Origin of the sequence: Nonomuraea sp. NPDC049695 (genome assembly GCF_040674955.1) — a bacterium.
GTDB classification, from domain to species: Bacteria; Actinomycetota; Actinomycetes; order Streptosporangiales; family Streptosporangiaceae; genus Nonomuraea; species Nonomuraea helvata.
In genome coordinates, this window is sequence record NZ_JBFANV010000030.1 from 23,026 (window position 1) to 42,415 (window position 19,390).

The 19,390-nt window shown below is 69.2% G+C and carries 18 protein-coding genes; 11 read left to right on the top strand and 7 right to left on the bottom strand.

Annotation, left to right across the window (positions count from 1 at the left end; all coding sequences use genetic code 11):
* Window positions 1-16: 16 nt before the first annotated feature.
* From AB0J64_RS25215 to AB0J64_RS25245, 7 genes are all read left to right on the top strand, one after another.
* Entirely contained in the window at window positions 17-445 is a 429-nt protein-coding gene (locus tag AB0J64_RS25215) for a MarR family winged helix-turn-helix transcriptional regulator (RefSeq protein WP_364031262.1), read from the top strand.
* Window positions 446-556: 111 nt separating this feature from the next.
* Window positions 557-1,648 carry an ABC transporter ATP-binding protein gene (locus tag AB0J64_RS25220; RefSeq protein ID WP_364031265.1) on the top strand — a complete coding sequence of 364 codons (1,092 nt, stop codon included), beginning with the start codon at window positions 557-559 and terminating at the stop codon, window positions 1,646-1,648.
* Window positions 1,641-2,735: an ABC transporter ATP-binding protein gene (locus AB0J64_RS25225; RefSeq protein ID WP_364031268.1), complete on the top strand. Its 1,095-nt coding sequence runs from the start codon at window positions 1,641-1,643 to the stop codon at window positions 2,733-2,735. The genes AB0J64_RS25220 and AB0J64_RS25225 overlap by 8 nt, the downstream gene beginning before the upstream one ends.
* Window positions 2,732-3,625 (top strand): sugar ABC transporter permease, encoded by an 894-nt coding sequence (locus AB0J64_RS25230; protein WP_344987300.1) that lies wholly within the window; start codon window positions 2,732-2,734, stop codon window positions 3,623-3,625. Before AB0J64_RS25225 ends, AB0J64_RS25230 begins: the two co-directional genes overlap by 4 nt.
* A 4-nt stretch (window positions 3,626-3,629) precedes the next feature.
* Window positions 3,630-4,460, top strand: coding sequence for a carbohydrate ABC transporter permease (locus AB0J64_RS25235; protein ID WP_364031271.1), 831 nt, complete (start codon window positions 3,630-3,632; stop codon window positions 4,458-4,460).
* 2 nt (window positions 4,461-4,462) lie between these two features.
* Complete coding sequence (locus AB0J64_RS25240) at window positions 4,463-4,738, top strand: DUF2160 family membrane protein (RefSeq protein ID WP_344987304.1); 276 nt, start codon at window positions 4,463-4,465, stop codon at window positions 4,736-4,738.
* 18 nt (window positions 4,739-4,756) lie between these two features.
* On the top strand, window positions 4,757-6,526 hold the full coding sequence (locus tag AB0J64_RS25245) for an ABC transporter substrate-binding protein (RefSeq protein WP_364031274.1): 1,770 nt from the start codon (window positions 4,757-4,759) through the stop codon (window positions 6,524-6,526).
* Between the two features lie 44 nt (window positions 6,527-6,570).
* Here AB0J64_RS25245 and AB0J64_RS25250 read toward each other — a convergent pair whose 3' ends face one another.
* The 6 genes from AB0J64_RS25250 to AB0J64_RS25275 all read right to left on the bottom strand — a co-directional run bounded on the left by AB0J64_RS25250 (window position 6,571) and on the right by AB0J64_RS25275 (window position 13,136).
* The gene (locus AB0J64_RS25250) at window positions 6,571-7,596 is read right to left on the bottom strand and encodes a hypothetical protein (RefSeq protein ID WP_364031277.1); all 1,026 of its coding nucleotides are present in this window, start codon (window positions 7,594-7,596) and stop codon (window positions 6,571-6,573) included.
* Window positions 7,586-8,866, bottom strand: coding sequence for a Gfo/Idh/MocA family oxidoreductase (locus AB0J64_RS25255; protein ID WP_364031280.1), 1,281 nt, complete (start codon window positions 8,864-8,866; stop codon window positions 7,586-7,588). Before AB0J64_RS25255 ends, AB0J64_RS25250 begins: the two co-directional genes overlap by 11 nt.
* 10 nt (window positions 8,867-8,876) lie before the next feature.
* Entirely contained in the window at window positions 8,877-10,160 is a 1,284-nt protein-coding gene (locus AB0J64_RS25260; protein ID WP_364031283.1) for an extracellular solute-binding protein, read from the bottom strand.
* Window positions 10,161-10,202: 42 nt separating this feature from the next.
* Complete coding sequence (locus AB0J64_RS25265; protein WP_364031286.1) at window positions 10,203-11,069, bottom strand: carbohydrate ABC transporter permease; 867 nt, start codon at window positions 11,067-11,069, stop codon at window positions 10,203-10,205.
* Complete coding sequence (locus AB0J64_RS25270; RefSeq protein WP_364031289.1) at window positions 11,053-11,970, bottom strand: sugar ABC transporter permease; 918 nt, start codon at window positions 11,968-11,970, stop codon at window positions 11,053-11,055. The genes AB0J64_RS25265 and AB0J64_RS25270 overlap by 17 nt, the downstream gene beginning before the upstream one ends.
* 212 nt (window positions 11,971-12,182) lie before the next feature.
* Entirely contained in the window at window positions 12,183-13,136 is a 954-nt protein-coding gene (locus AB0J64_RS25275) for a LacI family DNA-binding transcriptional regulator (RefSeq protein ID WP_364031292.1), read from the bottom strand.
* A gap of 180 nt (window positions 13,137-13,316) precedes the next feature.
* On the opposite strand from AB0J64_RS25275, the gene AB0J64_RS25280 reads away from it, so the two are divergent.
* The 4 genes from AB0J64_RS25280 to AB0J64_RS25295 are packed head-to-tail and all read left to right on the top strand — an operon-like array spanning window position 13,317 to window position 18,053.
* On the top strand, window positions 13,317-14,207 hold the full coding sequence (locus AB0J64_RS25280) for an NAD(P)-dependent oxidoreductase (RefSeq protein ID WP_364031295.1): 891 nt from the start codon (window positions 13,317-13,319) through the stop codon (window positions 14,205-14,207).
* A complete protein-coding gene (locus AB0J64_RS25285; RefSeq protein WP_364031298.1) occupies window positions 14,204-15,076 on the top strand; it encodes a 5-dehydro-4-deoxyglucarate dehydratase in 873 nt (290 codons plus the stop codon). The genes AB0J64_RS25280 and AB0J64_RS25285 overlap by 4 nt, the downstream gene beginning before the upstream one ends.
* Window positions 15,073-16,128 (top strand): mandelate racemase/muconate lactonizing enzyme family protein, encoded by a 1,056-nt coding sequence (locus AB0J64_RS25290; RefSeq protein WP_364031301.1) that lies wholly within the window; start codon window positions 15,073-15,075, stop codon window positions 16,126-16,128. The genes AB0J64_RS25285 and AB0J64_RS25290 overlap by 4 nt, the downstream gene beginning before the upstream one ends.
* Window positions 16,125-18,053 carry a DUF6807 family protein gene (locus tag AB0J64_RS25295; protein WP_364031304.1) on the top strand — a complete coding sequence of 643 codons (1,929 nt, stop codon included), beginning with the start codon at window positions 16,125-16,127 and terminating at the stop codon, window positions 18,051-18,053. Before AB0J64_RS25290 ends, AB0J64_RS25295 begins: the two co-directional genes overlap by 4 nt.
* A gap of 43 nt (window positions 18,054-18,096) precedes the next feature.
* Here AB0J64_RS25295 and AB0J64_RS25300 read toward each other — a convergent pair whose 3' ends face one another.
* Entirely contained in the window at window positions 18,097-19,158 is a 1,062-nt protein-coding gene (locus tag AB0J64_RS25300) for a 3-deoxy-7-phosphoheptulonate synthase (RefSeq protein WP_364031307.1), read from the bottom strand.
* Window positions 19,159-19,390: the final 232 nt, after the last annotated feature.

Consider the following 19,390-nt stretch of genomic DNA (forward strand, 5'->3'; position numbering starts at 1 on the left):
ACCTACACTTCCTGGCATGGACCTGCCACCCACCCTCCTCGCGACCACCACCTTCGTGCTGCACAAGGTCGGAGTCGGCAGCCGCCGCACCATCGGGGCCCGGCTGGCCGACGAGACCGGGCTGACCCTGTGGGAGTTCGCCGTACTGGCCACGCTGGCCGACTTCGGGGCCGCCGCCCAGCGCGAGGTGGGCGGCCGGCTCGGGCTCGACCCGAGCGACATGGTGCGCCTGATGGACGGGCTGATGGACGAGGGGCTGGCGGAGCGCGACCGCGACCCGGCCGACCGGCGGCGCTACCGGATCTCGCTGACACCCGCGGGACGCGACGTACTGGACCGCGCACTGGCCGTGATCGAGCGCGTGGAGCGGGAGACGCTGGCGCCGCTGACGACGGAGGAGCGGAAGCAGCTGCACGAGCTGGTGGCGAAGGTCTTCACAAACTGACAAGAGTTGTCATTAACGCAGCCGTCACATTGTTCACTTCTACCCCACATACCCTCTTTGCACACAGTTGCAGATCATGTTAGATGGAGGCGAGCAGAGAGGACCGGCACAGTGACGCTGATTCTCGATGGCGTCTTCGTACGGCGGCGCGGGGAGACCTGGCTTGACGACGTTCGCCTGGAATTATCCAACGGAATGACCACTCTGATCGGCCCGATGACCGCCGGAAAGACGACATTGATGCGCGTCGTCGCCGGATTGTTACCCCCCGATTCGGGCCGCGTCCTGGTCGACGGAGAAGACGTTACTACCATTTCGGTACGAAAACGCTCGGTCGCCTTCGTCTACCAGCAATTCATCAATTACCCATCACTGACCGTCTACGAGAACATCGCCTCTCCCCTCCGCCTCGACCCGAGATTCCGCCGTGACGGGATCGACCGGCGGGTGCGCGAGGTGGCCGAGCTCATGGGCATCGCGGCGTTCCTCGGCCGCAGGCCCGCCGAGCTGTCAGGAGGCCAGCAGCAGCGCACCGCCATCGCCCGGGCGCTGGCCCGTCCCGTGGACGTGCTGCTGCTCGACGAGCCCCTGGCCAACCTCGACTTCAAGCTCCGCGAGCAGTTACGCGCCGACCTGAAGAGCATGTTCGCGAGCTCCCCCGGCGTCGTCCTCTACTCCACCGCCGACCCGAACGAGGCGCTCACGTTCGCCGCGCCGACCGTGGTCCTGGGCGAGGGCCGGGTCCAGCACGTCGGCGACGTGGCCGAGATGTACGCCCACCCGCCCACGCTGGCCGTCGCGGCGACGCTCAGCGACCCGCCGCTCAACCTGCTGCCCGGCGTCGTACGCGACGGCAGGATCGAATGCCTCGGCACCTCCTTCCCCGCACCCCACGCGCACGCGTCCGGGCACAACGTCGTGCTCGGCGTACGCCCCCACCAGGTGAGCATCGAACGGGGCGGTCCCGGCGCGCTGGAGCTGCCCGCCGAGATCAGGCTGGCCGAGGTGACGGGCAGCGCGACGTTCCTGCACCTGCTCCTGCAGGGGCAGGTCCACCTGGTCGCCCACCTGCCGGGCGCCCAGCTCTTCACCCCGGGAGAGAGCACGGTCGCGTACGTGGACCCGGCACACGTCCTGGTCTTCGACGAGGACGGCGGGCGCCTGCTCGCCACCAGCGCCGCGGAGGTCGACCTGCATGGCTGACATCCGGCTGGAAGGCGTGGGCCACAGCTACGACGGGGGCCGGACGTGGGCGCTCAAGCCGATGACCTGGACCTGGCAGAGCTCCAGGGCGTACGCGCTGCTGGGCCCGAGCGGCTGCGGCAAGACCACACTCCTGAACATCATCTCCGGCCTGATCACCCCCACGGTGGGCCGGATCTTCTTCGACGACCGCGACGTCACCGACGTGCCCACCGCGGGCCGCAACATCGCGCAGGTCTTCCAGTTCCCGGTCCTGTACGAGGAGATGTCGGTATACGACAACCTGGCCTTCCCCCTCCGTAACCGGAAATATCCGTCGAAGGAGGTCGACGAGCGCGTCCGCCAGGTCGCCCGGCTCCTGGGCCTGGAGGACCTGCTCCGCCGCAGGTCACGCCGCCTGGACCCGGGCCGCCAGCAGATCGTCAGCCTGGGCCGCGGCCTGGTGCGCTCCCAGGTGGCGGCGGTGCTGCTGGACGAGCCGCTCACCGTGGTCGACCCGGCGCTGAAGTGGACGCTGCGCAGCAAGCTCAAGGAGATCCACCGCGACACGGGCCACACGCTGATCTACGTCACGCACGACCAGACCGAGGCGCTGACGTTCGCCGACGAGGTCGTGGTGGTCAACGACGGGGCCATCGTGCAGGCGGGCGAGCCGGCCGAGCTGTTCCTGTCGCCGGCGCACGAGTTCGTGGGGCACTTCATCGGCTCCCCTGGCATGAACATGCTGCCCGCCGAGATCGCCGACGGCGTCGTACGCGTCGGGGAGTCGGACGTGGGCCTGGCCGAGGGCGACCTGCCGCCGGGGCCGGTCCGGATCGGGGTGCGCCCCGAGTTCGTGCGGATCACCGGCGCCCACCGGTCGCCGGGCGTGGCGGCCAGAGTGACCGGGATCGACCGCATGGGGGCCTACGACCTGGTGCACGCCCTGGTCGGCGAGCACACCGTGACCGCCAAGACCGAGGCGGGCTCGCCGTACGCGCCTGAGTCGACGGAGTACCTGCACTTCCCCGCGGATCGCACGTTCCTGTTCCGCGACCAGGTCAGGTGCGGCTCGCTCGCGCCGCTGAACGGAAGGGGCACGACGTGACCGAGGTCCAGGAGGAGCCGCGGGCGGACCTCAAGCGGAAGAGCAACCGGGCCTGGCTGCTGGTGCTGCCGGTGGTCGTGTCGGTGGCGTTCACGGCCGTGATCCCGCTCATGACCGTGGTCAACTTCTCCGTCCAGGACGTCTTCAGCCCGAGCGACCGCATCTTCGTCGGTCTGGAGTGGTTCCGGTCGATCTCGCGCGATCCCGAGGTGCGCTCGGCGTTCGTCCGCACCCTGCTCTTCTCGGCCCAGGTGCTGCTGCTGGAGATCCCCCTGGGAGTGGCGATCGCGGTGTGCATGCCGCGCCGCGGCGTGTGGGTGTCGGTGGCGCTGGTGCTGGTGGCGCTGCCGCTGCTCATCCCGTGGAACGTCGTGGGCACGATCTGGCAGATCTTCGCCCGCGGCGACATCGGCCTGGGCGGCTGGGCGATCAACAACGTCCTGGGCGTCAACTTCAACTACACGCTGGACTCCACGGACGCCTGGGTCACGGTCCTGCTCATGGACGTCTGGCACTGGACGCCGCTGGTGGTCCTGCTGGCGTACGCGGGACTGCGCTCGATCCCCGAGCCGTACTTCCGGGCCGCGCAGATCGACGGCGCCTCCGCGTGGGCCACGTTCCGCCACATCCAGCTGCCCAGGCTGCGCGGGGTGCTGACGATCGCGATCCTGCTCAGGTTCATGGACAGCTTCATGATCTACACCGAGCCGTTCGTGGTGACGGGCGGCGGGCCGGGGAACGCGACGTCGTTCCTCAGCATCCTGCTGTCGAAGATCGCGGTCGGGCAGTTCGACCTGGGCCCGGCGGGCGCGTTCTCGCTGCTCTACTTCCTGATCGTGCAGATCCTCTGCTACGTCTTCTTCACCGTGCTGACCAGGTCGGGGAGGTGACCCGATGGCCGCTTTGAGCAGGAGCGCGGGGCGGCGGCTGCCCTGGGCGCGTACGGTCTTCTGGCTGTACGTGGCGACGCTGATGCTGCCGGTGCTGTGGATGTTCCTCATGTCGATCCGGCCGAACGAGGACATCCTCGGCAGCTTCTCCCTCATTCCGCAGCGCGTGACGTTCGACAACTACGCGACTTTCTTCTCCGACTCCTCCTGGTATTCGAGCTATCTGAACTCCATCGTCTACACCTCGATGAACGCCGTGATGTCGCTCGTCGTGGCGCTGCCGGCGGCGTACGCGTTCTCGCGGTTCCGTTTCGCCGGGGACAAGCACCTGTTCTTCTGGCTGCTGACCAACCGCATGGCGCCGCCGGCGGTGTTCCTGCTGCCGTTTTTCCAGATTTACCAGAGCGTCGGGCTCTTCGACACGCACCTCGGCGTCGCCATAGCGCACATGCTCTTCAACGTCCCGCTGGCCGTGTGGATACTCGAGGGGTTCATGTCGGGAATCCCCCGGGAAATCGACGAGACGGCCGCGATCGACGGCTATTCGCTGCCGCGTTTCTTCATCCGCATATTTTTGCCGATGATCCGCTCTGCGATCGGCGTCACGCTCTTCTTCTGCTTCATGTTCAGCTGGGTCGAGCTGCTGATCGCCAGAACCATCACCTCGGTGAACGCCAAGCCGATCGCCGCCACCATGACCAGGACCGTGAGCGCGGCCGGGGTGGACTGGGGCCTGCTGGCCACGGCGGGTGTGCTCACCATCGTCCCGGGCGCGATCGTCATCTGGTTCGTCCGCAACTACATCGCCAAGGGCTTCACCATGGGGAGGGTCTAGGGATGCTCGAGTGGATGGTCTGGACCGTCCCCACGGCCCTCGTCTTCGCCGGTGTGGCCCTGCTGCTGGTCGTGATGGCGGTCTGGGCACGCGTCTCCCCTCCCGTGGCCAGGCGGGGTTTCCTGCGCATCGAGACCGATCGCGGCGACCGGCTCTACATCGGCCTGATCAGCGCCGCCGTCGTGCTGGCGGGCTGGATAGCTGTCACCGACCTGTCCATGTGGCTCGCGCTCGGCTGCGCGCTGCTGGTGGCGGTCGTGATCGGGATATGGGGCTAACAGAGGAGGAGCCAAGCGATGAGGCATCGGGCAGGCACGTCCGCGGCGGTAGGTCTGGCCGCGCTCGTCCTGATAGTGGCCGGCTGCACGCAGGGCGCGAAGAAGCCCACGAGCGATTTCAAGGAGTCCGACGGCAAGGCCGCGGCGCAGCGGTGGGTGACGGAGGAGTTCACGCCGAGCACCCTGTCCAAGGACCAGCAGTTGGCGGAGATGGACTGGTTCATCAAGGCCGCGGCGCCCTACCGGGGCATGCAGATCAACGTGGTCTCCGAGACGATCACCACCCACGAGTACGAGTCCCAGACACTGGCCAAGGCGTTCACCGAGATCACCGGGATCAAGATCAAGCATGACCTGATCCAGGAGGGTGACGTCATCGAGAAGCTCCAGACGCAGATCCAGGGCAACCAGAACATCTACGACGCGTACGTCAACGACTCCGACCTCATCGGCACCCACTCCCGCGGCAACTACGTCTTCCCGCTGTCCGACTACATGGCGGGCGAGGGCAAGAACGTCACCTCCCCCACGCTCGACCTGGACGACTTCATCGGCATCAGCTTCACCACCGGCCCGGACAAGAAGATCTACCAGCTCCCCGACCAGCAGTTCGCGAACCTGTACTGGTTCCGCTACGACTGGTTCACCGACCCGAAGATCAAGAAGCAGTTCAAGGACGCGTACGGGTACGACCTGGGCGTCCCGGTCAACTGGGCGGCGTACGAGGACATCGCCGACTTCTTCACCAACAAGGTCAACGGCAACGGGACCATGGACGGCAAGAAGGTCTACGGCCACATGGACTACGGCAGGAAGGACCCGTCGCTGGGCTGGCGCTTCACCGACGCCTGGCTGTCCATGGCGGGCAACGGCGACCCCGGCATCCCCAACGGCCTGCCGGTGGACGAATGGGGCATCAGGGTCGAGAACTGCCGCCCGGTCGGTTCGTCGGTCACCCGCGGCGGCGACGTCAACGGCCCCGCGTCGGTCTACGCGCTCCAGAAGTACGTGGACTGGCTCAAGAAGTACGCCCCGAGGGAGGCCGCGGGCATGAACTTCAGCGAGGCGGGCCCGGTGCCGGCGCAGGGCAACATCGCCCAGCAGATCTTCTGGTACACCTCGTTCACGGCCGACATGACCAAGCCGGGGCTGCCGGTCGTCAACAGCGACGGCACGCCCAAGTGGCGCATCGCGCCGAGCCCGCACGGCGCGTACTGGAAGCAGGGCAACAAGCTCGGCTACCAGGACGCCGGCTCGTGGACCCTGCTGCGGAACACGCCGCAGGACCGCAGGGCGGCGGCCTGGCTGTACGCGCAGTTCGTCACCTCGAAGTCGGTGTCGCTGAAGAAGTCGATCAAGGGTCTGACGTTCATCCGCGACTCCGACATCAGGAGCGACTACTTCTCGGACAACTCCAAGAAGTACGGCGGGCTCATCGAGTTCTACGCCTCGCCGGCCCGCAAGCAGTGGACCCCGACCGGGACCAACGTGCCCGACTATCCCAAGCTCGCCCAGCTCTGGTGGCAGAACGTGGCCACCGCGGTGACCGGCGAGACGACGGCCCAGCAGTCCATGGACAACCTGGCCAAGCAGCAGGACGAGATCCTGGCCCGGCTGGAGCGGCGCGGTTACGGCGGCAACTGCGCGCCGAAGCTGAACCCCGAGCGCCCCGCCCAGTACTGGTTCGACCAGCCGGGCGCGCCCGCGCCGAAGCTGGCCGACGAGCGCGGCAAGCCCGAGACACTCGACTACGACAAGCTGATCGCCACGTGGAAGTCGGGTAATTAACAGGAGCGCCGCCGCCCGGGGCAGGACCGGGCGGCGGCCGTCTCCTAGTCCTTCAGGTGACGGGCCAGCCAGTCGAAGGCCCGCTCCTGCATGGGCACGTCGAAGCTGTGCGGCACGTCGGCCCACACCGCCTCGTAGGCGTCGGGAGCCTCCCGGTAGCGCTCCTCGATCATGGCGTGCGCCCGGCGCATGCCCGGCTCGGGGAACAGCCGGTCGCGCAGGGCGTACTGCACCATGAGCGGCTCGGGCGCGCGGGCGGCCACCAGGTCGGGCCAGTCGCCGAGGCGCGGCAGCTCCGACGGCCAGAGCATCCACGTGTGCTTCTCGACGTACCCGTCGAGCATGTCGCGGAAGGACGAGACCATCGCGGCGACGACCACGGCCCGGATGTCCGGGTCGAACGCGCCCAGGAGCGCGGCCCGCAGGCCGCCTCCCGAGAGCCCGACGCACCCGACGGGGCCCACGTCGGGCCTCGACCGGAGGTAGGCCGCCGCTGCCAGGTCCTCGCCCGCCGTCACGCCCGCGAAGGACGTGCCGAGCGCGGCGCAGTGCTTGGCGACCACGTGCTCGTGCTCCTTGGCCGCCGCGTCGTAAGGGCCCGGCTCGTCCACGCCGAGCGGGAAGCGGCGGCTGCCCCAGGTGAGCACGTCGGGGACCAGCACCGCGAAGCCGCGCCCGGCCAGCTCGTTCGCGTACGCGCGGCCGCCGTAGAGCCGGTCGCGGACACTCTGGATCTCGGGGGGAGGGCCGGAGGGGCCGTCGGCGATCTTCTCCTTGCCGAACCACTTCATCCCGCCGTGGCAGTGCAGCGCCACCACCCCGGGCAGCGGACCGGCCGCGTCCCGAGGGCGCAGCAGGTACGCGTGGGTACGCGGCCCGAACCCCACCGACCAGGAGAGCTCCTCCCCGGCGAGGTCGCCGTCCGTCCAGGAGCGCTCGACCCGCACGTCCTGGGCGGACAGGTCGAGCACCCCTAGGGCGGCACGCGCGGCCGAACGCAGCTCGGGCCCAGGGAGAGACGGGTAGACCCCGAACTGAGCGGCGGTGATGCCGGCCAGCTCAGCGAACACGCGTGCCTTCGTCCACGAGGTGCACGGGCTCGCCGGTGGCGGCCGAGACGTTGGCCGAGTGGCCCGTCAGCACGCTGCGGATCCCGTCGCGGTAGCCGGCCTGCCGCTTCAGCGGGTCGTCGCCGGGCCCGCGGAAGACGTCGTTCAGCAGCAGGCGGTCGCCGCCGCCGTGCCCGCCGGCCCCGCTCTCGATCGGGACCTCCTCCGGCTCGCTCCAGTGGCGGTGCAGGGTGAGCTTCTCCCACGCGTCGGCCTTGTGCTGCTTGGAGGCGGCGCTCGGGTCGACGGCCGCGTGCGGCGGGGTCCACGCCCGCTCGACCACCTCCAGCTCCAGCCGCCCGGCCGTGCCGTTGAACGCCACCCGGTAGCCCTCGAAGGGGGCGTAGGCGTTGAGCGCGTAGGTGAGCACGGCGCCGTTGGTGTAGCGGACCATCACCGACATGGTGTCGTCGATGGTGATCCCGTCGCCGAAGACGTCCTGGTCGCGGATGTAGCCGTCCTCGTGCTCGGCGTCCAGGTAGAGCCGCTTGAGCCGCTCGTCCTTGGAGATGTCCAGGATGAACGGGTCCGTACCGAGGCCTGGGGCGCCCTGACCGCGCGTGGGACGGTCGGTCACGCCGCGCTCCCGAGCGTTCTCCGAGCCGTAGAAGCGCAGGTCGGCCTGGGCGAAGACGGTCTGCGGGGCGGCGGCGAGCCACCAGTTGACCAGGTCGAAGTGGTGGGTGGACTTGTGGACCAGCAGCCCGCCCGAGTTGACCCGCTCGCGGTGCCAGCGGCGGAAGTAGTCGGCGCCGTGGATGGTGTCGAGCGTCCACTCGAAGTGCACGGACGTCACCCGGCCGATCGCGCCCTCCTGCAGCAGGCGGCGCACGGCCGAGTTGCGCGGCGAGTACCGGTAGTTGAAGGTGACGATCAGCTTGCCGGTGCTGCGCTCGGCCGCCTCCGCGATGGCCGCGCAGCCCTCGGCGTCGACGGTGAGCGGCTTCTCCACGATGACGTCCCGCCCCGCGTCGAGCGCCGCGCACACGTACTTGGCGTGGGTGGCGTCGACGGTGGTGACGATGACCGCGTCGGCGAGCTCGAGCACCTTGTCGAACTCAGCTGGCGTGAAGCGCGGCACCTCGTGACCGATCCGCTCGACGTAGTAGTCCATGCGGGTCCGGTTCGTGTCGCACAGGGCGACGATGGTGCCGGCGTCGCGCCACTCCCCGAGCAGCGCGTCGACGTACATCTGCGCGCGGTGCCCGAGCCCGACGAACGCGTACTTCATTTCTCTCCTTCTAGCCTGCGATCGAGGCGTTGGCCTCGGTGATGAACTTCTGCGCCGCGTCGTCGGGGGTCATCCTGCCGAACAGGACCTCCTCCGAGTACCGCGTGAGGATGTCTTCCATGGCGCTGGCGCCCTTCGGCGGAGCGGCCGGCGGGTCGGCCAGCTCACCCTTGACCTTGTCGAGGAAGTCCAGCGTCTTCTTGTCCGTGGGAGGCAGCTTGTCCTTGACCGCCGCCAGCACCTTGGAGCTGGCCGGCAGGCCGCGGTCGCTGAGGATGATCCCGCCCACCTCGGGGTCGTTGATCATGAAGTCGATGAACTTGGCGGCCTCGGCCGCGTGCTCGGACTTCGACGAGGCGGTGTAGAACATCGCCGGCTGCAGGAACATGCCCCCGGTGGTGGCCCCAGGCAGCTTCGGCATCCGCAGCAGGTCCACGTCCTTGCCCGACTTCTTGGCGATGCCGCCGAGCTGGTTGCTCCACCACATGCCCATCCCGCCGGTGCCGGTGGCCAGCAGCGACTGGTCCACGCTCTGGGCGCCGATCTCGGCGGTCTTGGCGGCGTCAGGCGAACCCTTGGTCTTGATCAGGTTCTGGGCGGTGGCCCACCAGGCCTTGATCGTCTCGGGAGAGACGCCGACCTTGTTGCCGTTGTAGAAGGGCTCGCCCTTCTGCGCGGCGAAGATCTGGAGGTAGGCCGGGTTGAAGCTCTGCTGCGTGCCGTAGATCTTGCCGCCGCTCTTCTCGGTGATCTTCGACGCCAGGGTGACGTAGTCGTCCCAGGTCCACTTGGTGTCGTCCGGGATCTTCTGTCCCGCGGCCTCCACCTCGGCCGGGCTGACGACCAGGGAGAAGGCGTTGACGCCGGTGGGGATGGCGTACTGCTTGCCGTCGATGGCGCCGGTGGTCAGCACCTTGGCGTCGATGTCGGCGGTGTTCACCTTGCTGGCCAGGTCGGCCAGCGTGCCGCGGTCGGCGTACTCGCGCAGACCGCGGATCTCGAGGGTCATGACGTCGGGCGCGTCGTTGGCCGCGACCTTGGTGGACAGCGACTCGTAGTAGGCCGCGAAGTCGGAGAACTCGCCCTCGACGTCGATGTTCGGGTTCTTCGCCTCGAACTTCTTGATCGCCGCTTCGGTCATCTGCTGTCGTGCCGCGCTGCCCCAATAGGAGAAGCGCAGCTTGATCTTGCCATCAGCGCTTTCGCCGCCGCTGCCGCTGCCGCAGGCCGCGGTGACCGCCAGCACGGCAGTGGCCAGCAGGGCCGCCGACCACATCTTCTTGCCAGAGCTCACGGCTCTACCTCCTATGGGTCTTCTTGTTGGGGGGTGGAGGAACTACTTCAGTCCCGTGGTGGCCACACCACGGATCAGGTATTTCTGACCGGCCAGGAAAAAGCCGAAGATAGGACCGAGCGCGATGATCGACATGGCGAACATGGGTCCCCATTGCGAGTCGCTGCTGGCGTCCAGGAAGGTGCGTAGCGCGACCGGGACAGTGAAGTTGTCCGGATTGTTGAGGTAAAGGAGCTGGCTGAGGAAGTCGTTCCACGTCCAGATGAACGTGAAGATCGCGGTCGTGGCCAGCGCGGGCAGGCAGAGCGGCATGACCACTCTGATAAAGATGCGCCAATAGCCCGCTCCGTCGATCTCGGCCGCTTCGTCCAACTCCCTGGGCAGCGTACGGATGAACTGCACCATAAGGAAGACGAAGAACGCGTCCGTCGCCAGCACCTTCGGCATCACCAGCGGCCAGATGGTGTTGATCAGGTCGAGCTTCGAGAACATGATGTACTGCGGCACGATCACCACGTGGTGCGGCAGCATGATCGTGCCCAGCATGATGGCGAACCAGAGCTTCTTCAGCGGGAAGTTCAGCCGGGCGAAGGCGTAGGCCGCCAGCGAGCAGGCCACCAGGTTGGCCACCACCGACAGCGCCGTGACCACCGCGGAGTTCCACAGGTAGTAGCCGAAGGGGTGCTTCAGCGCGTTCCAGCCCTCGCTGTAGTTCTTGAAGGTGACCTCACTGGGCCACAGCCCCGGCTCACGGAAGATCAGCTCCTCCGGCTTGAGCGAGCTGGAGATCATCCAGAGCAGCGGGTAGAGCATGACCAGGCCGAAGCCGATCAGCAGGATGTGCTTGACCACCGGCCCGCCCCTGAGGGGGCGGAACAGCACCGGGACCGGCCTACTTGGTGTCGCCATAGAAGACCCAATACTTAGACGCGAGGAAGTTCACTCCGGTCAGGGCGGCGATGATGAGCAGCAGGACCCACGCCATCGCCGCCGCGTAGCCCATGTCGTAGCTCTTGAACCCCTTCAGATAGAGGTAGAGCGTGTAGAAGAGGGTGGAGTCGGCCGGGCCGCCCTTGCCGTTGCTCACGATGAACGCCTGCGTGAACGACTGGAACGACTTGATGACCTCGAGCACGAGGTTGAAGAAGATGATCGGCGTCAGCAGCGGCAGCGTGATCGAGCGGAACTGTCGGAGCGTTCCGGCGCCGTCCACGGCCGCCGCCTCGTAGTAGCTGGCGGGGATCTGGCGCAACCCGGCGAGGAAGATGATCATCGGGGCGCCGAACGTCCACACGTGCAGGAGTATCAGCGTCCCGAGCGCGGTGTCCGGGTCGCCGACCCAGCCTGGGCCCTGGATCCCGAAGATCGACAGCACCGCGTTGACCAGACCGTCGGCGCCGAAGACCTTGCGCCAGAGGATCGCGATCGCGACGCTGCCACCCAGCAGCGAGGGCAGGTAGAAGATCGAGCGGTAGAACGACAGCCCGCGTAGCCCCCGGTCGAGCACCAGGGCCAGCCCCAGAGCGAAGGCCAACTGCAGCGGGACCGACACGACCACGTAGACCGTGGTGACCTTCAGCGAGGCGAGGAATCTCTCGTCCTGGGTGAACATCTTGACGTAGTTGTCGAGCCCGACCCACTTGGCTTCCTTGAGGAGGCTGTAGTCGGTGAAGGACAGGTAGAGCGAGGCGAAGATCGGGCCGATCGTGATGACGAGCAGGCCGACGAACCAGGGCGCCAGGAACAAGTAGGCGGCCCTGGCCTCGCGGCGGGAACGTAGCGAGCGGGTCACCGCCACCGAGTCAGCCATGACGGAACTCATTCGTCATTCACGGACCTTCCGGCGAGATGTGAATGGATAGCGCTTTCCTATAGCTGGCGTGAAAGTTACGTCAACCCTTTGCAGGCGTTACATAGCCGTTACCGATATATCGCTACCGCGTTTCCCCAGCTAGAGAGCGTGTCGGCCGGAGAAGTCAGATGAATTCGGTGCGTGGTTAGTACAACCGGTTGCAGCAGGGGCTATCGTGGTGGCGCGGTGGAGTCCCTGATGACCAGGCGCGTCTCCAGCGAGGTGGTGGCCGTGACCTCCTGGATGAGGAGGTCCACCGCGAGCCTGCCCGCCGCGGCGGTCGGCATGGCGACCGTGGTGAGCTTGGGGCGGTTCAGCCGGCCGGAGACGATGTCGTCGATCCCCACCACGCTGACGTCCTCCGGCACGCCCAGCCCGAGCTCACCGAGGCCCTCGATGAGCCCGATCGCCACCAGGTCGTTGTAGGCGAGCACGCCGGTGGCCCCCGAGTCCCGCACCTGAGCCGCGGCGGCGAACCCGCCCCGCGCGGTGGGCGCGTTGGGGCCGATGACGACCAGCTCGACACCGTGCACCTGTTCGGCGGCCGTACGGATCTCCGAGCTCGTCCACGAGCCGGCCGGCCCCGACACCAGCGCCACGCGGCGGTGCCCGAGCCCGGTCAGGTGCTCGACCGCCAGCCTGGCGCCGTTGCCGACGTCCATCAGCACCGTGGCGGCGCCGCGCAACCGCCGGTTGATCACCACGAACGGCACCCGCTCGGCCAGCCGTTCGAGCACCTTGTTGGACGCCCTGGGGCTGCAGAGCACCAGGCCGTCCACCTGCTTGGAGAACGCCTGCACCAACTCCTCCTCGGCGGCCGGCTCCTCGTCGGTGTCGGCCACGAACAGGTGGTAGTCGCGCTGCCTGGCCGCCGCGTGAGCTGCCTTGATCAGCGGAGGGAAGAACGGGTTGGCGATGTCGGCCACGATCAGGCCGAGGTTGTGGGTGCGGCCGGTCGTGAGCGCCCTGGCCGCCCGGTTGGGGCGGTATCCCAGCTCCTCGGCCACCGTCAGCACCCTGGTGCGGGTGGCCGCGTTCACCATGTGCGGCGCGGAGAACGTCCGCGACACGGTCGATACATGCACCCCGGAGGCCCGGGCCACATCACGAATCGTCACTGTCACAGTCGCACACCCTAACGCAACCGCTTGCAGAATCCCTGAGTACCATGAAAGCGCTTGCCGAGCGATTGCAGCGGGAAAACCCTGCTCCAGCCGGGGCTACGAAATCACCACTTGACGCCTCGGCCTCGGTGACACAAAGGTTTAGTGCAACTGTTTGCAGTCTTGAAGGAGCCCCCCACGGTGAGCAGAGTCCTCGTCACCGGAAGCGCAGGACGTCTGGGCCGCAGCGTGGTCAGCACGCTGGCGGCGGCCGGACACGAGGTCATCGGCGTGGACCGGGCACCCGGCACGCCGTCCGAGGCCGCGGCCGTCTTACCGGCCGACCTCACGGACACGGGCGAGGCGTTCGAGGCGATCGCCAGGTTCCGGCCCGAGTCCGTGATCCACCTGGCCGCCATCGCGACGCCGTTCAGCTACCCGGAATCCGTGATCTACAAGGTGAACACGCAGCTCGCGTTCAACGTCTGCGAGGCGTCCGTGGCGCTGGGCGTGCGCGGCGTGGTGGTGGCCAGCAGCCCGACGGTCATCGGGTACGGCGCCCCGGGCGGCTGGGCCCCCACCTACCTGCCGATCGACGAAGAGCACCCGGTACGCCCGTGGAACGCGTACAACCTGTCCAAGGTCGTCGCCGAGCAGACCATGAAGGCGTTCGCGCTCGCCGGGACCACCCGGATGGCCGCGGTGCGGCCGTGCTTCGTCATCCCGCCCGAGGAGTGGGCCGGCGCGCCCACGCAGTCGGGGCACACCGTGAAGGAGCGGCTGGACCGGCCCGAGCTGGGCGGTGTCTCGCTGTTCAACTACATCGACTCCCGCGACGCCGCCGAGCTGATCGCCGTGCTGGCCGAGGCGCTGCCCGAGCTGCCGAACGGCGAGGTGTTCTTCGCCGGCGCCGCGGACGCGCTGGCCAGGAAGCCGCTCGCCGACCTGCTGCCCCAGGTCGTGCCCGGCACCGAGCCGTTCGCGGCCGGACTCACCGGCACCTCCCCCGCTTTCTCGACGACCAAGGCACAGCGCCTGCTCGGCTGGCAGGCCAAGCGGAGCTGGCGCACTGAACTGAAGGAATCTGCATGAATCTGAGCGGTGTGCTGTTCTTCCCCGTGACCCCCTTCGACGCCGACGGCGGGCTCGCCGAGGAGGTGCTGGCCGAGCACATCCGGCAGGGCATGGAGCACGGTCCCGGCGGCGTGTTCGTGGCGTGCGGCACCGGCGAGTTCTCCGCGCTGTCGGAGGCCGAGCACGCGCGGGCGGTGCGGGTGGCGGCCGAGGTCGTGGGCGGGCGGGTGCCGGTGTTCGCGGGCGCGGGCGGCCCGCTCGGCACGGCGCTCAACCAGGCGCGGGCCGCGCGCGAGGCGGGCGCCGACGGACTGCTGCTCATGCCGCCGTACCTGGCGCAGGGTCCCGGGCACGGCTTCGCCGCCTACGTGGCGGCGGTGGCCGCGGAGCTGCCGGTGATCGTCTACCAGCGGGGCTCGGTGGTGCTGGAGCCGGAGGCCGTGGTCGAGCTGGCCGGGATCCCCGGGGTGATCGGGCTCAAGGACGGCGTGGGCGACATCGACAGGATGCAGCGGACCGTGCTGGCGGTGCGGGAGGCGTACCCGGACTTCCTGTTCTTCAACGGGCTGCCGACGGCCGAGCTGACCATGCCCGCCTACCGGGGCATCGGCGTGCAGCTGTACTCGAGCGCGGTCTTCGCGTTCGCGCCGGAGATCGCGCTCGCCTATCTGAACGGTGACGAGCGGCTGCTCACCGGGTTCTACGCCCCGCTCGTACGCCTGCGCGGCAAGGTCCCCGGCTACCCGGTCGCCCTGGTCAAGGCCGGGGTACGGCTGCGCGGCCTGGACGTGGGCGCCGTCCGCCCGCCGCTGGTCGAGCCGACCGAGGAGCACCTGGCGGAGCTGGAGCAGCTGATCAAGACGGGGCTGGAGCTGGCGGCGTCATGACGATCGCCGACCTGCGTACCTCGCTGCGGACGGTCCCGCTGCCGCGACCCTGGGGCGCCGACGTGCCCGCCAACCACGTGGTCGTGTGCGAGGTCACGCTGAAGGACGGGCGGACCGGGACGGGGTTCTCGTGGACGCCGCAGATCGGGGCGCACGCCGTACAGGCGCTGCTCGACCACGACCTGCGTGAGGCGCTGATCGGGCTGCCCGCGCACCCCGAGGTGGTGTGGGACCGGCTCTGGCGGCACCTGCGCGAGGCGGGGCCCGGCGGGATCACCACGATCGCGCTGGCCGGGATCGACCTGGCGCTGTGGGACCTGCGCTGCGGCGAGCGCGGCCTGGCCGACGTGCTGGGGCGGCGGCGGGACGAGGTGCCCGTCTACGGCAGCGGCGTCAACCTGCACTACTCGCTGGAGGAGCTGGTGGCGCAGGTCCGGCGCTGGGTGGCGGCCGGGTACCGGGGCGTCAAGATCAAGGTGGGCCGTCCCGACCTGGCGGAGGACGTGGCCCGGGTGGCCGCCGTCCGCGAGGTGATCGGGCCCGACCGGCTGCTGATGATCGACGCGAACCAGCGGTGGGACCTGCACCGGGCCAGGCGGGCCATTTCCGCGCTGCGGGAGTTCGGGCTGCACTGGATCGAGGAGCCGCTGCCCGCCGACGACGTGGCCGCGCACGTGGAGCTGCGACGCTCCATCGACGTGCCGGTGGCGGTCGGCGAGAACGTCTACACCACGTACGGCTTCCGCGACCTGCTGGCCGCGGGCGCGTGCGACGTCGTCCAGCCGAACGTGGTGCGGGTCGGCGGGATCACGCCGTTCCTGCGGATCGTGGAGCTGGCCAGGACGTACGACGTGCCGGTCTATCCGCACCTGCTGAGCGACGTGTCCGGGCAGCTCGCGCTGGCCCTGCCGCTGCCGGTCATGGCGGAGGACGTGGAGGACGCGTCGTTCGCGGCGCTCGGGCTGCTGGAGGAGCCGTACCCGGTGAACGTGTCGGACGGGGTGCTGCGGGCGGGCGAGCACGCGGGGCTGGGACTGAGGTGGTCCCGGTGAACGGCCCGGTGAAGGTCGTACTCGCCGGCGCGCACGGGCACGGGCGGCATCATCTCGGCAACCTGCGCAGGCTGACCCACCTGGGGCAGGTCGAGCTGGCCGGGATCTGCGACGTGCGGCCCGCCGAGGTGGACTTCGCCTCGCCGCTGCAGTCGCCCGACCTGGGCGAGCTCCTCGCGAAGACCGGCGCGGACATCACGGTCATCTGCACGCCTATTCACACGCACGCCGACCTCGCGGTCACCGCCCTGCGTGCCGGGTCGAACGTGCTGCTGGAGAAGCCGCCCGCCGCCAGCCCCTCCGAACACGCGCGGATCGCCGCGGCGGTGGCGGAGACGGGGCTCGCCTGCCAGGTGGGCTTCCAGTCGCTGGGCTCGGCGGCGATCCCGGCGCTCCGCTCGCTCATCGCCGACGGCGCCATCGGGCGCGTGCGCGGCATCGGCGGCGCGGGCGCCTGGGAGCGGCCCTCCGCATACTTCACCAGGTCCGCCTGGGCTGGCAAGCGCCGGATCGACGGCGTGGACGTGGTGGACGGAGCGCTGACGAACCCGTTCGCGCACGCCGTCGCGACCGCCCTGGCCCTGGTGGACGGCCCGATCGCGGAGATCGAGACCGAGCTCTACCACGCCAATCCGATCGAGTCGGACGACACGTCCTGCCTGCGGATCCGGCTCGACGGCGGTCTCGTGATCACGATCGCGGTGACGCTCTGCGCGACCGGCAGGAACGAGCCGTACCTGATCGTGCACGGCGACGCCGGCCGCGCCACGCTCGTCTACACGCAGGACCAGCTCAAGGTCGAGCTGCCGGACGGCTCGGTCACGACGACCGTGTACGAGCGTACGGACCTGCTGGAGAACCTCATCGACCACCTCCGCACGGGCGCGGACCTGCTGGTGCCGCTCTCCGTCACGGAGTCGTTCACGCAGGTGCTGGACGCGGTCCGGCTGGCCCCCGAGCCGTCGCCGATCCCGGAGCGGCACCAGGTCGTCGAGCGGGACCCCGGGTCCGGCGAGGTCACGCACCGGTTCCTGCCGGGCGTCGCCGAGCTGACCGCGCGCAGCGCCGAGGAGCTGGCGCTGTACTCGGAGCTGGACGTGCCGTGGACGACGGTGGAGCTGCGCGTCGCCGACACGGCGGTGGCCTCCTACGAGTGGCGGCCCGACCTGCCGGTCACCGACTCGCCCCGGCCCTACCTGCACCCGGTGCGCACGCTCGGCGGCGTGGAGGTCACCCAGCTGCGCCCCGAGGACCACGTGCACCACCTCGGCGCGGGAGTCGCGATCTCCGACCTGGGCGGCGCGAACTTCTGGGGCGGCCGCACCTACGTCAAGGACCAGGGGCCGACCTGGCTGGACGATCACGGCGTGCAGCGGCACCTGGCGTTCCCGCGGCTGGACGACGACGGCTTCGTCGAGCAGCTGGAGTGGGTGGGCCCCGGCGGGCGGCTGATGGCGCGCGAGGAGCGTACGGTGCTCGCCCGGCCCATCGACGGGGCGTGGGCGCTGGAGTTCTCCTTCACGCTGACGAACCTCACCGGCGCGCCCGTGGAGATCCACAGCTCGGCCACCAAGGGCCGGGAGGGCGCGGGCTACGGCGGGTTCTTCTGGCGCGCGCCGGGAACCTCCACCGGCCGGGTCACCCTGCCCGGGGACGAGCAGGCCGTGCACGGCAGCCGTTCCCCGTGGGTGGCCATGGCGGGCACCACGCCCGAGGGCCGCGACTGGACGCTGGTCTTCGCCCAGACGGCCGACGATCCGTGGTTCGTACGGGTGGAGCACTATCCGGGAGTGGGCCAGGCGCTGGCGTGGGACCGGCCGCTGGTGCTGGAGAGCACGCTGACGAGGCGGGTCGTCACCGCCGTGATCGACGGGCGACTGGACACGGCCTCGGCCTCCGCCGTAGCCCGCGACCTGCTGCGATGACGCGATGGTGGCGGCTCGGACCGAGCCGCCACCACCGCGTGGCTCAGCTCTTGGACGCCCTGCGGGAGCGCGCGGCGGCCGCGAGGACGTCGAGCAGGCGCTCCGTCTCGTCCCAGCCGACGCAGGCGTCGGTGATGCTCTGCCCGTACGTCAGGCCCTCGCGGGGACCGGGCTCCTGCCGGCCGGGGACGAGGAAGCTCTCCACCATCAGACCGGCGATCCCTTCCTCGCCCTCCGCGATGCGGGCGGCGATCTCCCTGACCACGGCCGCCTGACGTACGTGGTCCTTGCCGCTGTTGCCGTGGCTGGCGTCCACGATAAGACGCTCCGGCCGCTGGGCCTTGCGCAGCAGCGCGAGGGCGTCGCCCACGGAGTCCGTGTCGTAATTGGGTCCGCCACGGCCGCCGCGGAGAATGATGTGGCAGTCCGGATTGCCCTTGGTGCTCACCACCGCGGCCCGCCCCTCGTCGTCGATGCCGAAGAAGACCTGCGGGTGGGCGGCGGCGTGCACGCCGTCGATCGCCACCTGCACGTCGCCGTCCGTGGCGTTCTTGAAGCCGACGGGCATGGACAGGCCGGAGGTGAGCTGCCGGTGGACCTGGCTCTCGGGCGTACGCGCGCCGATCGCCCCCCACGTGACGGCGTCGGCGATGTACTGCGGGCTGGTGGGCTCCAGGAACTCGCAGCCGACGGGCAGTCCCGTGCCGAGCACGTCGAGGAGCACGGTGCGGGCGAGGTGCAGACCTCGTCGCACGTCATGGCCGCCGTCGATGTCCGGGTCGTTGATCAGCCCTTTCCAGCCGATGGTCGTCCGCGGCTTCTCGAAGTAGACGCGCATGACCACGCACAGGGCGTCCTCCATGCCGCGGGTGGCCGCGGCGAGGCGGCGGGCGTAGTCGAGGGCCGCCTCGGGATCGTGCACCGAACACGGTCCGATGACGAGCAGCAGCCGATCGTCGTCACCGGCGAGAATGTCGCGGACGGCACGACGGCTCGCCGCGACGAACTCCTCTTTCTCCTCTCCCAGCGGGAGCTCCGCGCGAAGCTCCGCGGGTGCGGACAGGGCTTCGAACGAGGTGATGCGTAGATCCCTGGTCACAGTCATGGGGTGGGCCTGCTCTCTAGCGCTCGGGCGGCGATACGGCCCATGCCCGAGGGTCCGGAGCCGACCGCCTAAATGACGAAAAGGCAGGAGACGAATCTCTCTGCCTTTGGCTCCGGATGAACAGTTGATCAGCGCATGTGATCCTGGGCCCCACCCGGAGCCTGCACATAGCGCGAAAATCGACTGATCAGCGGCATGTTGTGAACCGTACCAGCCGAGCCGACCACGACTC

Coding starts and splice junctions, on each gene's coding strand:
- AB0J64_RS25215 (WP_364031262.1), top strand. CDS start 17: ATGGACCTGCCACCCACCCTCCTCGCGACCACCACCTTCGTGCTGCAC.
- AB0J64_RS25225 (WP_364031268.1), top strand. CDS start 1,641: ATGGCTGACATCCGGCTGGAAGGCGTGGGCCACAGCTACGACGGGGGC.
- AB0J64_RS25235 (WP_364031271.1), top strand. CDS start 3,630: ATGGCCGCTTTGAGCAGGAGCGCGGGGCGGCGGCTGCCCTGGGCGCGT.
- AB0J64_RS25240 (WP_344987304.1), top strand. CDS start 4,463: ATGCTCGAGTGGATGGTCTGGACCGTCCCCACGGCCCTCGTCTTCGCC.
- AB0J64_RS25245 (WP_364031274.1), top strand. CDS start 4,757: ATGAGGCATCGGGCAGGCACGTCCGCGGCGGTAGGTCTGGCCGCGCTC.
- AB0J64_RS25255 (WP_364031280.1), bottom strand. CDS start 8,866: ATGAAGTACGCGTTCGTCGGGCTCGGGCACCGCGCGCAGATGTACGTC.
- AB0J64_RS25265 (WP_364031286.1), bottom strand. CDS start 11,069: ATGGCGACACCAAGTAGGCCGGTCCCGGTGCTGTTCCGCCCCCTCAGG.
- AB0J64_RS25270 (WP_364031289.1), bottom strand. CDS start 11,970: ATGGCTGACTCGGTGGCGGTGACCCGCTCGCTACGTTCCCGCCGCGAG.
- AB0J64_RS25285 (WP_364031298.1), top strand. CDS start 14,204: ATGAATCTGAGCGGTGTGCTGTTCTTCCCCGTGACCCCCTTCGACGCC.
- AB0J64_RS25290 (WP_364031301.1), top strand. CDS start 15,073: ATGACGATCGCCGACCTGCGTACCTCGCTGCGGACGGTCCCGCTGCCG.
- AB0J64_RS25300 (WP_364031307.1), bottom strand. CDS start 19,158: ATGACTGTGACCAGGGATCTACGCATCACCTCGTTCGAAGCCCTGTCC.